This window comes from Flexivirga oryzae, from assembly GCF_014190805.1.
Lineage (GTDB): Bacteria > Actinomycetota > Actinomycetes > Actinomycetales > Dermatophilaceae > Flexivirga > Flexivirga oryzae.
The window spans coordinates 315,225-329,748 of the sequence record NZ_JACHVQ010000003.1 but is presented as its reverse complement, the minus strand read 5'-3'; the positions used below and the strand labels follow the sequence as shown (position 1 = coordinate 329,748).

At 67.0% G+C, this 14,524-nt stretch carries 12 protein-coding genes; 3 read left to right on the top strand and 9 right to left on the bottom strand.

What is annotated here, in order from left to right; all coding sequences use genetic code 11:
* Nucleotides 1–17 precede the first annotated feature (17 nt).
* Nucleotides 18–3,263, bottom strand: coding sequence for a replicative DNA helicase (dnaB, locus tag FHU39_RS18490; RefSeq protein WP_183322335.1), 3,246 nt, complete (start codon nt 3,261–3,263; stop codon nt 18–20).
* Nucleotides 3,264–3,760: 497 nt separating this feature from the next.
* The gene (locus FHU39_RS18485; protein ID WP_183322174.1) at nt 3,761–5,581 is read right to left on the bottom strand and encodes a hypothetical protein; all 1,821 of its coding nucleotides are present in this window, start codon (nt 5,579–5,581) and stop codon (nt 3,761–3,763) included.
* 73 nt (nt 5,582–5,654) lie between these two features.
* On the opposite strand from FHU39_RS18485, the gene FHU39_RS18480 reads away from it, so the two are divergent.
* Nucleotides 5,655–5,903: a hypothetical protein gene (locus tag FHU39_RS18480; protein WP_183322173.1), complete on the top strand. Its 249-nt coding sequence runs from the start codon at nt 5,655–5,657 to the stop codon at nt 5,901–5,903.
* Between the two features lie 104 nt (nt 5,904–6,007).
* Here the strand turns inward: FHU39_RS18480 and FHU39_RS18475 are convergent, their stop codons facing one another.
* Both FHU39_RS18475 and FHU39_RS18470 read right to left on the bottom strand, forming a co-directional pair.
* On the bottom strand, nt 6,008–6,916 hold the full coding sequence (locus FHU39_RS18475) for a hypothetical protein (RefSeq protein ID WP_183322172.1): 909 nt from the start codon (nt 6,914–6,916) through the stop codon (nt 6,008–6,010).
* Entirely contained in the window at nt 6,909–7,316 is a 408-nt protein-coding gene (locus FHU39_RS18470; RefSeq protein WP_183322171.1) for a DUF6318 family protein, read from the bottom strand. The genes FHU39_RS18475 and FHU39_RS18470 overlap by 8 nt, the downstream gene beginning before the upstream one ends.
* A 19-nt stretch (nt 7,317–7,335) precedes the next feature.
* On the opposite strand from FHU39_RS18470, the gene FHU39_RS25075 reads away from it, so the two are divergent.
* Nucleotides 7,336–7,578 carry a hypothetical protein gene (locus FHU39_RS25075; RefSeq protein WP_183322170.1) on the top strand — a complete coding sequence of 81 codons (243 nt, stop codon included), beginning with the start codon at nt 7,336–7,338 and terminating at the stop codon, nt 7,576–7,578.
* Between the two features lie 685 nt (nt 7,579–8,263).
* Here FHU39_RS25075 and FHU39_RS24790 read toward each other — a convergent pair.
* Both FHU39_RS24790 and FHU39_RS18455 read right to left on the bottom strand, forming a co-directional pair.
* The gene (locus FHU39_RS24790; protein WP_221185677.1) at nt 8,264–9,295 is read right to left on the bottom strand and encodes a peptidoglycan-binding protein; all 1,032 of its coding nucleotides are present in this window, start codon (nt 9,293–9,295) and stop codon (nt 8,264–8,266) included.
* Between the two features lie 715 nt (nt 9,296–10,010).
* Nucleotides 10,011–10,793: a C40 family peptidase gene (locus FHU39_RS18455; RefSeq protein ID WP_183322168.1), complete on the bottom strand. Its 783-nt coding sequence runs from the start codon at nt 10,791–10,793 to the stop codon at nt 10,011–10,013.
* A 425-nt stretch (nt 10,794–11,218) separates the two neighbouring features.
* On the opposite strand from FHU39_RS18455, the gene FHU39_RS18450 reads away from it, so the two are divergent.
* A complete protein-coding gene (locus FHU39_RS18450) occupies nt 11,219–12,577 on the top strand; it encodes an MATE family efflux transporter (protein WP_343065993.1) in 1,359 nt (452 codons plus the stop codon).
* A 519-nt stretch (nt 12,578–13,096) separates the two neighbouring features.
* Here FHU39_RS18450 and rplI read toward each other — a convergent pair.
* From rplI to FHU39_RS18435, 3 genes are all read right to left on the bottom strand, one after another.
* Nucleotides 13,097–13,546: a 50S ribosomal protein L9 gene (gene rplI / locus FHU39_RS18445; protein WP_183322167.1), complete on the bottom strand. Its 450-nt coding sequence runs from the start codon at nt 13,544–13,546 to the stop codon at nt 13,097–13,099.
* 14 nt (nt 13,547–13,560) lie between these two features.
* The gene (gene rpsR / locus FHU39_RS18440) at nt 13,561–13,797 is read right to left on the bottom strand and encodes a 30S ribosomal protein S18 (RefSeq protein ID WP_123272507.1); all 237 of its coding nucleotides are present in this window, start codon (nt 13,795–13,797) and stop codon (nt 13,561–13,563) included.
* Nucleotides 13,798–13,916: 119 nt separating this feature from the next.
* On the bottom strand, nt 13,917–14,519 hold the full coding sequence (locus FHU39_RS18435) for a single-stranded DNA-binding protein (protein WP_183322166.1): 603 nt from the start codon (nt 14,517–14,519) through the stop codon (nt 13,917–13,919).
* Nucleotides 14,520–14,524 lie beyond the last annotated feature (5 nt).

The window sequence follows — 14,524 nt, the reverse complement described above, 5'->3', positions numbered from 1 at the left end:
TTCTCACCCGGAATGCGTCAGAAGTTCTGCGCCATGTTCGTGAAGCGCGAGTAATGCCCCTGGAACGCAACGGTGATCGTGTCGGTGGGGCCGTTGCGGTGCTTGGCGACGATCAGGTCTGCTTCGCCGGCGCGCTCGGACTCCTTGTCATAGGAGTCCTCGCGGTGCAGCAGGATCACCATGTCCGCGTCCTGCTCAATGCTGTTGTGCGCGGCGATGCCGTCGGCGATGAAGTTGTGGCCACCGACGACGGTTGCGTCGAAGACCTCTTCGATGCCGTCCGCGTCGATGGACACGACCGGATCCCACAGGATGTCGTTGATGGCTTCCAGGTCCAGGTCGGCAGTGTCCAGGGCAGTCGCGACCGCAGAGAGAGCGGGCGCATCATCACCGCTGGCAACCGCAAGTTGCAGGTGCTCGCGCAGTGCCGGATCGACCGTCTGCTCCCCGCGCGCGGCGGTCGCTGCACGCACTTCGTCGCGGAGGGCGGCCTGCTCGGCGTTCAGCGATCCCTTGCTGTAGATCTCCTGCAGGAACCGCCGCACGTCGTCGACCCCGCGCACGTGCAGCTGGTAACCCCCGACCGCTCGCAGGACCTGCGTCGAGATGCCGAAGCGCAGCAGCAACCGCGCGACGTCGTCGATCAACCGCCGTGACGCTGCCTGCAGGAAGATCTGCGCGTCACCGTCGGCGCCACGAGTCACCGGACCGTCCAGCCGCCACAACGCGTTGGCGAAGACCGCCATCTCGCGCTTGGACATGTGGAACAGGTCCGGGATCAGCTCGCGCCTCTCGGCGGGCAGGATGTCGACCCCGATGGCGCAGGCATCCGCTTCGCGTTCATAATTGCGCGGTTTGAACGGTGTCCGCGACGACCAGTAGTACGCCATCGTCTTCAGCTGGGCGTCGTTTTCGAGCGGCTCGAACATCTCCGGCGCCGGCACGTGCCGCGGCACCGCCAGCCGGTCGCCGGTGCGCAGGTCGCCGAGCTGGCGCCAGCCGTCATACGTCAGGAAGCGGTGGTTCTCCGTTGCGCGGATGGTCTTGCCGGACGCCAGCGTCATCCGGAACACGGGGCGCACCCCTGTGGAGAAGGCGTGCGTGAGATGCCTGACGACATACCGGAGCGAATCATCCAGGGCCCAGACCGGCACGTCCTTCTCACCCCTTCTCGCCAGTTCCCCGATCGACTGCTCCGCACCCGAGTCGGCGCGCAGCAGCCGCGTGTCGGCCGTGAGGCAGCCCGACTCACGCAGGTCGGACATCTGCGGGCGCTTGTCGGTGCGCTGCTCGGGGCCACGGTTGAGCTGGCTGATCGCGATCACCGGCACGTTGAGCTCCTTGGCCAGCAGCTTCAGCGCACGGGAGAACTCCGACACCTCCTGCTGCCGCGACTCGACGCGCTTACCCGACGTCATCAGCTGCAGGTAGTCGATAACCACCAGCTTCAGGTCGTTGCGCTCCTTGAGCCGGCGACACTTGGAGCGGATCTCCATCAGCGACATGTTCGGCGAATCATCAATGAACAAAGGCGCATCCGCCACCTTGCCCATCGTGGTCGCCAGCCGCGTCCAGTCCTCGTCACGCATCGTGCCCTTGCGCATGTGCTGTAGTTGTATGCCGCCCTCGGCCGACAGCAGACGCATGGAAATCTCGGTCTTGCTCATTTCCAGCGAGAAGACAGCGGACGTCATACCCGCCTTGATCGAGCACGCCCGGGCAATGTCCAGACCGATCGTGGAGTTGTGGGTCGGGATCATCGCGCTGCTTGCGAGATAGAGGTGCTCCGGATGGTCGACCTCGACACACCGCACCGGCACGGACGGCACCGGGCGGACGTCGGCGATGAAGACCGAGTTGCGTCGCTGGAAGGTGCGCGCCCTGCGCTGCTTGTGCAGCAGCTTCTTCCGGTCGAGCCAGAAGACGTCCCGGTCCGTGGAGAAAGTGAACGTGAAGGCTGTCGACGACTTCGCCACCCCGAACCGCACTCCCAACGTGCGCAACAGGTCGTCAACGCCATCGCGCAGCTGCAGATCGGTAGTTGTGAACTGGATCCTCCCGGACGCCGTGACCGTGCCAACCGCGTCAAGCAATCCGGCCAGGAGATCCCACCGCTGTGCGGCGCCCGCCCGCAGGTAAGCCATCGGGACATGTCTGTTGCCAAGCACTCCAAGACTGGCGAGCTCGTCGGGCGACGCTCCTCCCTGACCCTCCAGGAGCATCATCAACTCGTCATCCGCCACATCGATCACCGCCGACGCAGCGTCGCCTCGAGCGAGCCACGCTCCGAATGCGTACGGCCGCACCGGCAGGTCTGCCTCCGGCAACTCCACCGGGCCGGCCAGCTGCACACTGTGCTCAAGGCCCGCCGAGTCGGCAATCTCGCGCGTGGTGCGGACTGCGGAACCACCACCGGAGCGAGTATCGGTCAGCCACTGGTGTTGCTCGTCAGCGACGATCACCGTGCCGTCGGAGAACTCGACCTCGTAGCACGGGCGCCCGGTCATCACCTCGGTCGCCGCAACGACCGTCGTCGGTGTGCCGTCGGCTGCGATCAGTCGGTCGCCGACGTTGACCTCGCCCATCGTGGTCCAGCCCGTGGGGGTCGGCAGCGGAGTGTCGAGCGCGAGCGCCTTGCCCACCGCCGGTCGTGCGGCAATGACGATCATCTGGCCAGGGTGCAAACCGTTGGTGAGTGCATCCAGGTCGGTGAACCCGGTGGGCACACCGGTCATCTGGCCGCCGGTGCTGCTGGCGGCGTCGATCTCGTCGGCCGTCTCGGCGATGATCTCGCCGAGCCGCACGTAGTCCTCGGCCTCCTTGCCGGCGGTGACACCGAAGACCTCCGCCTGGGCGGCGTTGATGACGTCGACGACATCGCCGCCGCCGTCGGCATACCCCATCTGCACGATGCGGGTGCCGGCAGTGACCAGCCGGCGCAGCACGGCCCGCTCGGCCACGATCTCGGCGTAGTAGCCGGCGTTGGCGGCGGTCGGGACGCCCTGGATCAGCTCGTGCAGGTAGGCCTGCCCGCCGACGCGGCTGAGCTCGCCGCGCTTGGTCAGCTCGTCGGCAACGGTGATCGCGTCGGCCGGCTCCCCCCGGCCGTAGAGGTCGATGATCGCTTCGTAGATCGACTCGTGCGCCGGCCGGTAGAAGTCACGGCCGTCGACCGACTCGGCCGCGTCCGCGATCGCGTCCTTGGACAACAGCATGCTGCCGAGCACCGACTGCTCGGCGGGCACGTCCTGCGGCGGCACCATGCCGCCCCCCTGGCCACCCTGGTCCGTGTAGTCAGGGGGCAGTTCAGCAATCGCCACGCAGGCACTCCTCGAAGCTGTTTTCGAACATGCGTCGATTGCACCACTGACCTCCGACACAGCCTTGACAGGGCGCTCGCGACACGCGAAAACGCCACGCTAGAACCCCACCCGGCCACCCCGCAAACCCCACGTCCACCGGGCTTGTGGACTGCTTGGGGATAACTTGTGGGGATCGCCGGTATGGCGGTGCACGCCCTGGGGACAACACTGTGGATATCGGCGCACTTCCGGCCGCTACAAGGCGCTGACCTGCCGAAACGCGATCCACCGGCTGTGCACAAGAAAAACTTTTCGGCGTCTTGTGTGGCGAGAGTTACCCACAGGGTGATGCGTTGCCAGATGGCTTCGAGAGGCACGAATCAGCTCATATGAGCGGCCTTACGTTTTGGTCAGTTGGGGTGTAGGGTGCGGCCCTTGGCCAGCTGGCATTCGCGCTCTCATTCGACGCTGAGTTCCAGGTTTGTGACGCGCCACCCGTAACCTGAGCCCGAGTCCTTGTCCAGCTCCATCCAGCCGACGAGGTGCTCCGCGTTGGAACCGTCCCCACTGACCGGGCACACGGCCCGCTGGCTCGAGACCTCGCAGGTGCCTGGAGACCCGTCCACGGTGAAGATCATGTCTCCGAACGTGGTCGTCAACTCCGTCCACTCGGCGTCGCTCACGACCTCGGGATCCTTCAATGATCCTCGCTTCTTCTCAAACTGGGCGAGGAATACGTCCTCGGCGACCGCCTCCGGCGAATAACTGACCGTGTGGTTGCTGAGCACCAACTTGCCGGACTGGTAGGAGACGGTTGCAGCCTGGTCGACGTGGTAGAAGCAGCACCCCTGGTATGTCGTCCACGCGATGTGCGCGGCATTCCCGCTGAAAGAGATGGTCGTCAGGTCGGAGTGCTCGCCCTGCACGAACCTCCCCAGGTTGAGCGACGCCAGTAGTTTCCCGCCTGCGCCGATCAACACCAGATCTTGCGGCCAGGTGACACCACCCGCCGTGCACACATACGCGGTGAGCGCCTGCTTGTAACCCAGCCCCGCGAGGTCGCCATACGCAACAATGTCCACGAGCGAGCCGCCACCCGGGCTGCCCTCGGTGGTCTTGCCATTCTTCAGCCGCTGTGCGGGCAACCGACAATCAGCCGGAACCTCGGCGGACCGCAGCGTGCTCGCGGTCACCTGCTCGGCCTGTGGGTAGACGTTCACCGTCCGCGCGGAGTCCGACAGTCGTTGCTCAAGCGCGAAATTCATCGTGGAGAAGACCGGGCCGACCAAAGCCAAGTAGACGGTCAGCCGTCCGACGACGGCGCCCGCCAATTTGCCAGCCTTCACTGGCGCGACACCGCGCTCGGTCAGATAGCTCGCCAAGGTCTTGGCGAGATCTTCGTCGATGCCGCCCAAGCAGGTGAGCGCGGCACGGGTCCACGTCCCTGCGTCGTGTGCCGCCTTCACGTCCGAGTAGCAACCGGCAATCGCGATCGCGCCGGCGGCATACCCATCGGCCAGCTGCTCCAGCTGTGCACCGACAAGGCGTCCCAGGGTGGAGACCAGGAAGCCCACCGTGGACGGCGGCTCGAGTCTCAGCACCGTCGACGTCCCCTGCAGGTTACGCACCTGTTGCTCGGTGGCACCAAAACTGAGCTCCTCCCCAGCACCGACGAGCTCAGATCCCTTCGGGGAGAACAATCCCCACGTTTGGGACACGTCATCGTCAAGGTGCCCGATGGCGGACACGACGTCGTCGAGCGACATACCACTGAAGGTGCTGTTGTAGAGCCAGTCGGTCGCCGGCCCGAGGTAGGCGTTGTAGGCGAAACCGCGATTGACCCGCGCCTTCACGTCGAGGATCGACGCGTGCTTTGGGTCGCTGCCGACACAGAACAGCAACGGGTTGTTCTTGTCGGTCTCGATGAAGACGCTGCTGCTGACCCAGTCCGGCGTGCCCGAACAACTGGGCGGATTGACCCGAGTGTCGAACACCTTGCCCACCTGGTAATACGCCCAATTCGCAGCGGAATTCACCGCATCGCTGACAGCCTTCTTCACCTTCTCCACCGCACCGGTGATGTCGGTCCACAACGACAGGTGATGCACGACCGCAGTCACAGTCCGTCGATCGCTGGAGAGCTTCGAAGGGACGGCGTGCCACGCGCCCCATTGCTCGTCATAGAACGCCATCGTCGCCGAAACACCGGTGGGCAGCGGCTGGGCATAGGTGCGGGACAGCCGGATCCCGCCCGTCGGGAGATGGGCAGTGGTGCTCACTCTGACCGGAATCCCAACGTTCAAAGTGGCATTCGGCGACCAGCCCTGCCGCAACGCCTTGGTCTGCTGCTTCGTGAGTGTCGCCGACGCGATGGTCACTTTCTGGTCCGACCCGATCGCAACGGCCTTGGTGCGTGTCACCGCCGCCGACCTTGCGCTCGCGGACACGGACTGCGTCGTCCTGGTTGCCGTCGTAGGCGTCGTGGCGCGGTGTGAGCTGGTGCAGCCCGCTGCGAGCAGGCACACCAGGACTGTGAAGATCGCCATCAAGCGGCGGCCGCTGCTCCTGTATGTCGGACGCACGCCCTGCTCCCTCCCGTGACGAGCGTCCGCGCCGGACGGACGACACCCACAACAGGGTCGTTGACGGATCGACCCGCCGTCACTGATGTTGCGTCCACCCATGGACGCTGCAAGACGCTCTGGTCAGCGGATCAAGTGGTCCGTCGCCTCCAGGATTTGCAGCTGCTGGACCGGGCCGGTGACCGTCGCCGTGCCAGGCAGGTCGGTGAAGTCGCCGCCGTCGACCGCGAACTGCCCGCCATACACCGTCGTGATGGAGGCGCCGACGGTGCCGCGCTGGAGATAGGTGTGCTTGACGTCGCCGTCCGGGTAGACGCCGCCGCGCGACGTCGTCGGGCCGAGGCTGGTGCCGTCGCCGAAACGGAACGTGTTGGATTTCAGCACCGGCTTGATCTGGACCTTGTGGCCGAGCAGCGTGACCGTGCGTACCTCGTCGGGACCGTAACCCGGGCCCGAGAAGTCGACCGCGAAGTATGTCGGCAGGTTCACCAAGGTCCGGTTGCCCACCGGCTGCATCGTGACCTTGGGCTTGACGAACGGCGTGTTCGAGAACGCCGCCTTGATCATCGCGACGGTCAGGCCGGGCTTGTGCTTGGCGTTCGGCACGAGGCTCGGCCAGCACGTCTCCCCGATCTGCTCCCAGGCACCGAACTCGTTGCCCGGCAACACCAGACGCCGCCACACCATCACCAGCGGCCCCTCGGCGTTCTTGACCGGAACGCAGGCCTTGGCGGCACGTTCGCAAGTCACCTGGTGGTCACCATCGCCTGGTTTGTTTCCCGAGCAGGCTTGCGGGATCTGGTATTCGTAGGGCACGACCTTGACGACTGTCTTGCCTTTTTTCTTGACGTTGGCCTTGCCGTTCTTTGGGAGGCTCCTGGTCTCTTGTCTGCTCATGCCAACAGCAGCACCACCCTTTACAACGCATGTGACGCAGGTTGCATTTGCGTCAGGCGTCACAATGAGAGCTTCCAGACCAGCCGCAGACACGGCAACAACTCCCACAATCGCTGCAGCCGAGGCTTTACTCATGCTGGACCTCCGCTACCCGCCAGCCCTTGCCTTTCAGCCACTCGACATGGACAACACTCTTCACCGTCGGTGTTGGTGTTGTCTCCAAAACCGTTCCGTCGCGACTTAGCAATCTGGCTGGTTGCTGCTGCATGGTTATGTGCACCAGGGAAAATTGATTTCCTAACCTGTCAGTCTTTGTCGTCCGATACTTGAATTGGTCACGATCGTAACGCTGGCCCTTAGCCATCATGGATTCAAGATCTTTGTTGATGGTGTCGCAAAAGGAACACCCGGATGTCGAGATTTCCTTCACAGTGCCTTTTTTGGGATCTCTGTACTTAGCATTAATCACCGAATAGAAATACTCAGCAAACGCCCTGGCGCCGGCTTTGGTGTGCTGGCGCGCCGGTTCGGGCACACCTGGCGCACCTGCGGCGGTGCCCTTCGACGAGGAGGCGGACGCGGGCGTCGACGATGTCGTGGACGTGGCGGGAGCGCTCGGGGTGCTGGTCGGCGAGGCAGCCGTCGTCAACGCAGCGGCCGACGTCGCCCGCGTAGTGGCGGCGACGTCCCCCGAACCCCCGCTGCAGCCCGACGCCGCCAGCACGCCCAGCATTGCCACCGTCACGCCGATCGCACGTGTCGCCCGCATGACTGGCCCCTCCCTGTGCGAAACCTGAATGCCTCGTGATTATCGGCGAACCGAGCACCTCGTGGCGCTTGACCTTCGTAAAGATTTGGTCAAGTGGTGCGATGGCTCGTCATACGACATCCCAGAATGATGCGCCCGAGGGTGGTTCGGCGCAGAAGTTATCCACAGGAGCGGTGGATTTCCTCGGCTGCGGTAGCCATCACCGGCGCCGAGAGTGCAGTAAGTGTCGTTGCGCGCCGGCGAGAACGACAGCGTGTGCACTTTCGGCGCGCGGGGTCCCGGCTGGACCTCGATCCGGACCTCCTCCGCTGCGCTCCCCCGGCCCGACTCGGCCACCGCACTTCGCTCCCCCATCCTTAGACTCGGCCACCGCAATCCACCTCCCCCGGCCCGACTCGGCCACCGCAATCCACCTCCCCCGGCCCGACTCGGTCACCGCAATCCACCTCCCCCGGCCCGACTCGGCCACCGCAATTCACCTCAGCCGGGCCGACGCGGCCACCCATATCGCTCACCCAGCGGGACCTCGATCCGGACCTCCTCCGCTGCGCTCCCCCAGCCCGACTCGGCCACCGCAATTCACCTCCGCCGGGCCGAGTCTCCACCGCACATGGCTCCTGGCCACCGCGGGCCGACAGCCGGCATACACACAAACGCGGCCACGGCCTCCCCGCGGGGTGACCGTGGCCGCGTTGGACCGTGAGTCCGGTGTGTCAGCGCAGCGTGCCGTAGTTGGACGGCGTCGTCCAGATGGTCTGCAGCTTGACCACGTCACCGGGGACCGGTGCCGCGATCATCATGCCGGGGCTGACGTAGATGCCCACGTGGTAGGCGGGCGACCCGAAGAAGACCAGGTCACCCGGCTGCGGGTTGGTGGTCTTCTTCATGTACGCCTGCTGCTGGCTGGCCGTCCGCGGGATGTAGAGGCCGGCCTGCTTGTAGACGTAGGACGTGAGCCCCGAGCAGTCGAAACCCTCCGACGGCGTCGAACCGCCCCAGACATACGGGATGCCGAGGTACTTCTTCGCGATCGGCACCACCGCGTCGACACCCTTGTCGGTGCCGGTCGACGGCGGCGGCGGGGTCGGGGTCGGGTCGGTCCCGCCGCCGGAGCCGCACGGGAAACCACCCAGCGCGGCCCAGGTCGCCGGGCCGATGACCCCGTCCACCGCCAGGCCCTTGGTGCCCTGGAACGACTTCACCCTCGTCCGCGTGTCCGCGCCGAAGATGCCGTCCACCGCAAGACCACCCAGCCGCTGCTGGGCGATCTTCACGTTGGCGCCGGTGGAGCCGTAGCGCAACACCTGCACCGTGCACGAGGGCGTCGGCGTCGGGGTCGGGGTGGGGTCGGTCGGCGGCGTGGTCGAACCCGGGAAGCCACCCAGCGCATCCCAGGTCAGCGGTCCGATGACCCCGTCCGCCGCCAGCCCCTTGCTGCGCTGGAAAGATTTCACCTTCGCCAGCGTCAGCGAGCCGAAGATGCCGTCGACGGCCAACCCGCCCAGTCGCTGCTGCGCGACCTTCACGTAGCTGCCCGTCGAGCCGTACCGCAGGTAGACGACCGACGACGGCGACGCCGCCGTGCGGGTACCCGAGGCCGCCGCGGTCGCGGTGCTGCCTGAGGCTGCTGGTGTACTGCCCTGTCCTGAACCTCCTGTATTTCCCCCACTGGGATCGGCAAACGACGGTGCGGCCTGCACGAGGCTGGCTGCGGTCGCCGGGACGCTCAACAGCGTTCCCGTCACCACCAGGCCCTTGCGGGACGTGATCGCCGGGGCGACCTTGGCGGATAAGCCAGGCCGTGGTTTGCGATGTCTAGGAGTAGTAATCGTGGTCATCTGACCCTCTCGCGTACTCGTCCGGTCCGTAAACACGCGCAAGGGGATGACACGCGTGCCGTGTCATCCCCCGATGTCGCCTACTCCTTCCCCGAAGAAGGCGCTGCACCTGCAGCACTATGCCGGGGCTCCCGAACCTGTGAAAGACGCGAAATCTGAGGGTTATTGGGCCCTCGTGACGGGTGTGACTCGTGTGGCTTGTGTGATTTGAGGCCATTCATGGCGCGCGTGGGTCGCCGCGTTGCAATTTCAACGATGCACGCCGCGTCAGCGCGGCTTGTAACACCGGTGACCCCGAAAACGTTCGAACGACACGCCGAATGGAAACTTTTTCCGGGATATCTCACGATGCGAGACGCGGAGGCTGCTGTATGACGAGACGTCGGGGCAGCGGAACGATGGCCTGTCGCCGAGCGCCGCCCGTCAGGCCCGCTCGTCGACCTGAGTGCAGAGTAGCGCCGCGTGGTCCGGTGGCGAGGTCAATCCCGGAAATCGTGCCCGGATCGCAAGGTGCGCCGTACGGGGCGTGGTCGGGCTGCGGGAGCCGGCACACCTGCCGGCATACGAAACGGCTCCCGCCGACCCGTGAGGGCCGGCAGGAGCCGTTGATCGACGAGGGACCTCAGATGCGGCCGAAGTAGTGGCTGCCCCAAAGGTTCTGCACGCCCACGACGGTGCCCGGGCGGCGGGCGGCGATGATCTTGCCACCGCCGATGTAGATCGCGACGTGGTAGGCCGGGTAGCCCCAGAAGACCAGGTCGCCCGGACGGGGCGAGGACACGCGCGTGGCGCGGGCCGCCTGGGCCGACGCGGTGCGCGGGATGCTGATGCCGGCACGCCGGTAGACGTAGGACGTGAAGCCCGAGCAGTCGAAGCCCGACGGCGAAGCGCCGCCGTAGCGGTAGGGCACGCCACGCAGGCTCATCGCGATGCTGACCACGGACGAGTTCGACTTCGGTGCGGGCTTCGGCTTGGGCTTGGGAGCCGCCGGGTAGCCGCCGAGCGCGGTCCAGGTGTAGCGACCGACGATGCCGTCGGCGACCAGGTGGTGCCTGCGCTGGAACGCCTTGACCTTCGCCCGGGTGAGCTTGCCGAAGATGCCGTCGACGACCAGGCCGCCGAGCTTGCGCTGCACGACCTTCACCGCGTAGCCGCGCGAGCCGTAGCGGACCGTCGGGCCGATGCGGACCGTGGACGGCAGGTGGCTGATCGCCGGGGTGTTGCTCACGGCTGCAGCATGTGTGGCGGTCTGCGCGAAACCGGAGGCGGGAGCGGCCGAGGCGCTCTCCATGCCCGCCAGCGGGACGATGACGGCGCCGGCAGCGGCCACTGCCACGCCTCGACGGCCGACCTTGTTCAGAACTTTCGACTCACGCTGCAAATGGCGCGGGGAGTACGAACCCATGAATCCAGGGACCCTTCAGATGGACTGCAATGACAACAGTGGGTGCGGGCGCCGTTGCCCCGGGACCGTTCGACCCCACCCAGGTTGTGCAGCCGACTCCCCGAATCGCCGGTGGCACGGTCACCGACTATGACGTACGCGCGCGCCATACCAAAGTCGAACCAGCAGATCTGTGGACAACTGTTCAGCGAGCTTCAGCCGCGACCTCGGCGTGTCGCGCGCGCGGGTGCCGTGACCGTTTCGTGATATTCCGCGGAATGCCGCGGAATGACGGACCGCCCCTTCCATCGCTCACGACCGCTCATCCGAGTTTTCGGTGCGTCTGAAATGTGAGATATCCACATCTTGTATGGCGAGACGAATGCGTCCATGTCGCCCCTCGATCGGGCGCGACGATAGCCGCCGTGGCGCCATACCCTGGTCGGGTGCCCGTCACCCCCGCCACACCAGGCACCCCAGCCACGTCCACGCACCGGCAGATCCTGGCGCTCGCCGTCCCGGCGTTCCTCGCCCTGGTGGCCGAACCGCTCTTCCTGCTGGGCGACTCGGCGATCGTCGGGCATCTGGGCACCGACCAGCTCGCCGGCCTCGGCGTGGCCAGCGCCGCGCTGCTGACCGCGGCCAACATCTACGTCTTCCTGGCCTACGGCACCACGGCGCTCGTCGCGCGCCGGCTCGGGGCCGGCCAGGAGTCCGCGGCCGTCGGCGCCGGTGTCGACGGCATCTGGCTGTCGGTGGTGCTCGGCGCGGCGACGGCGATCGTCGTGGCGGTGTTCGCCGGGCCGATCTGCGACCTGTTCGGTGCGTCCGCCCAGGTCGCGGACGAGGCCACCATCTATCTGCGGATCAGCGCGTTCGGCATACCGGGCATGCTCGCGGTGCTCGCCGCGACCGGGGTGCTGCGCGGGTTCCAGGACACCCGCACCCCGCTGATCGGCGCCACCGCCGGCTTCGGGGCCAACCTGCTGCTCAACCTGGTGCTCGTCTACCCGGTCGGCATGGGCATCGCCGGATCCGCGCTCGGCACCGTGCTCGCACAGAGCGGGCTCGCCGCGGGGCTGCTCATCGTGGTGCTGCGGCGCGCGCACCGCCTCGGGACCAGTCTGCGGCCGCACCCCGGACGCGTGCTGGCGGCCGCCCGGTTCGGTATGCCGCTGCTGGTGCGCACCCTCGCGCTGCGCGGCGCGATGCTGGCCAGCACCTGGGTCGCCACCGAACTCGGTGACGTGCCACTGGCGGCGCACCAGGTCGCGATGACGGTGTTCGGCTTCCTCGCGTTCGCGCTCGACGCGCTCGCGATCGCCGCCCAGGCGATCACCGGCCACACCCTCGGCGCCCGCGACGTCGACGGGACCAGGGCCGCCACCCGGCTGATGCTCTGGTGGGGCTGGTGGATGGGCGTCGTGCTCGGCGCGCTCGTCGCCGCAACGCACACTGTGCTGCCGCTGATCTTCACCACCGATCAGGACGTGCGGCACGCGCTCGGGGTGGCGTTGCTGATCGTGGCGGTCGGGCAGCCGGTCGCCGGGCTGGTCTTCGTGCTCGACGGGGTGCTCATCGGAGCCGGCGACGGCACCGCACTCGCGTGGTTGCAGGTAGCGGTGCTGGCGGCATACCTGCCGTTGCTCTGGCTGGTGCACGTGCACGCCGATTCGCTGCGCGCCGCCGGGGCTGCGCATGCGCTGATGATGCTGTGGTGGGCGTTCACCGGGTTCATGGTGTTCCGGCTGGTCGCGCTGGGCCTGCGGGCGCGCTCCGGGCGGTGGATGGTGACCGGCGTCTGAGGGTGGGTGGCGGCGGGTGCCGCGGCGGCTGGGTGCGGCGGGGCTAGCTGTGCGGACGGGCGCGGGCTGGGGCCGGACGGGCAGCCTCCCGCGGGCCGAAAGGCCGACCGTCGTCACTTCGGGACGCCATACCGGCCCAACGCCGTTCCCACGGACCGACCGTCGTCACTTCGGGACGCCTTCGCCGGTGCGCGCCTCGAAGCCCGGTCACACGTCCCCACCGGGGGGACCTATGAACGGCTATCCGCCCCAAACCGCGCACAAGTCGACACCGGGGGGACTCATGAACGGCCAGCACCTCGAAACCCGGTCACACGTCCCCACCGGGGGGACCTATGAGCGGCTTGCCGCCCCGGACCGCGCACAAGTCGACACTGGGGGGACTCATGAGCGGCCAGCACCCCGAAACCCGCCGGTCACACGTCCCCACCGGGGGGACCTATGAACGGGCCGCACACGCCAAGAGCCGGCCACCCCACACGGGGCGACCGGCTCTCGATGCTGCCTAAAGTCAGCGCGTCACTTGGCGGCGACGACCGACAGCTTCACCGTGGCCTCGACCTCGGGGTGCAGCCGGACGCTGACCTCGTGGTTGCCGACGTTGCGGATCGGCTTGGCGACCTGCACGGTGCGGCGGTCGATGGCACCGGCACCGGCGGCCTTGACCGCGTCCGCGATCTCGGCGGTGGTCACGGCGCCGAAGAGGCGACCGGACTGGCCGGCACGCGCCGACAGGGTCACGACGGACGACTCGAGGTTGCCCTTGAGCGACTGCGCCTGCTCCAGCGACTGCACCGCGCGGGCGGCTCGCGCCTTGGTGATCGCGTCGACCTGCTTCTGGCCGCCCTTGGTCCACGGCGTCGCCAGCTTGCGCGGCAGGAGGTAGTTGCGGGCGTAACCGTCCTTGACCTCGACCACGTCACCGGGAGCGCCGAGACCGGCGACCTCGTGAGTCAGAATGATCTTCATAACTGTCTTCTTTCTCAGCGCGCCGACGAGGAGTAGGGCAGCAGGGCCATCTCGCGGGCGTTCTTGACCGCGGTGGCGATGAGGCGCTGCTCCTGCACGGAGACGCCGGTGACCCGACGGGCGCGGATCTTGCCACGGTCGCTGATGAACTTGCGCAGCAGCGCGACGTCCTTGTAGTCGATCGTCTCGACCTTGGCCAGCTTCAGCGGGTTGGCCTTCTTCTTGGGCTTGCGAATGACGGGCTTAGCCATCGTGGTGCTCTCCTTCGTTTCCGAGAGCCCGAGCCGGAACTCGGGATGGGGTTGTTCTTGAGTTGTATGACGGTCCTTTCGACACGCCCTCGGCTAGCGCCTCGGGCTGCTCAAGGACCTCAGAAAGGGGGCTCGTCGTAGGACGGGCCGGTGCTCCAGCCACCCTGGCCGCCACCGGACTGCGGAGCCTGCTGTTGCTGGCCCCCGCCCTGCTGGCCGCCCTGGCCGCCGGTCGCCCACGGGTCGGACTGCTGTCCGCCACCGAAGCCACCGCCGGAGTTGCCACCCGAGTTGCCGCCGAAGCCGCCACCCTGCTGGCCACCGCCGCCGAAACCACCCTGGCCGCCGCCGCGCTGGGTCTTGTTGACCTTCGCGGTTGCGTAACGCAGGGACGGGCCGACCTCGTCGACCTCCAGCTCCATGGTGGTGCGCTTCTGACCGGTCTCCTTGTCGTCCCACGAGCGGGACTTCAGCCGACCGGACACGATCACCCGCGACCCGCGGACCAGCGACTCGGCGACGTTCTCCGCCGCCTCCCGCCAGACCGAGCAGCGCATGAAGAGCGTCTCGCCGTCCTTCCACTCATTGGTCTGACGGTCCATGAAGCGCGGAGTCGACGCAACGGTGAAGTTGGCCACGGCCGCCCCTGACGGGGTGAACCGCAACTCCGGGTCCTGGGTCAGGTTGCCGATGACTGTGATGGGCGTGTCGCCTGCGGCCATGTCTG

What these genes read in the sequence shown, in the direction of transcription:
- dnaB (WP_183322335.1), bottom strand. Translation starts at nt 3,263, where the DNA reads ATGGTGCCGCCGCAGGACGTGCCCGCCGAGCAGTCGGTGCTCGGCAGC.
- FHU39_RS18475 (WP_183322172.1), bottom strand. Translation starts at nt 6,916, where the DNA reads ATGAGTAAAGCCTCGGCTGCAGCGATTGTGGGAGTTGTTGCCGTGTCT.
- FHU39_RS18435 (WP_183322166.1), bottom strand. Translation starts at nt 14,519, where the DNA reads ATGGCCGCAGGCGACACGCCCATCACAGTCATCGGCAACCTGACCCAG.
- rpsR (WP_123272507.1), bottom strand. Translation starts at nt 13,797, where the DNA reads ATGGCTAAGCCCGTCATTCGCAAGCCCAAGAAGAAGGCCAACCCGCTG.
- FHU39_RS18455 (WP_183322168.1), bottom strand. Translation starts at nt 10,793, where the DNA reads ATGGGTTCGTACTCCCCGCGCCATTTGCAGCGTGAGTCGAAAGTTCTG.
- rplI (WP_183322167.1), bottom strand. Translation starts at nt 13,546, where the DNA reads ATGAAGATCATTCTGACTCACGAGGTCGCCGGTCTCGGCGCTCCCGGT.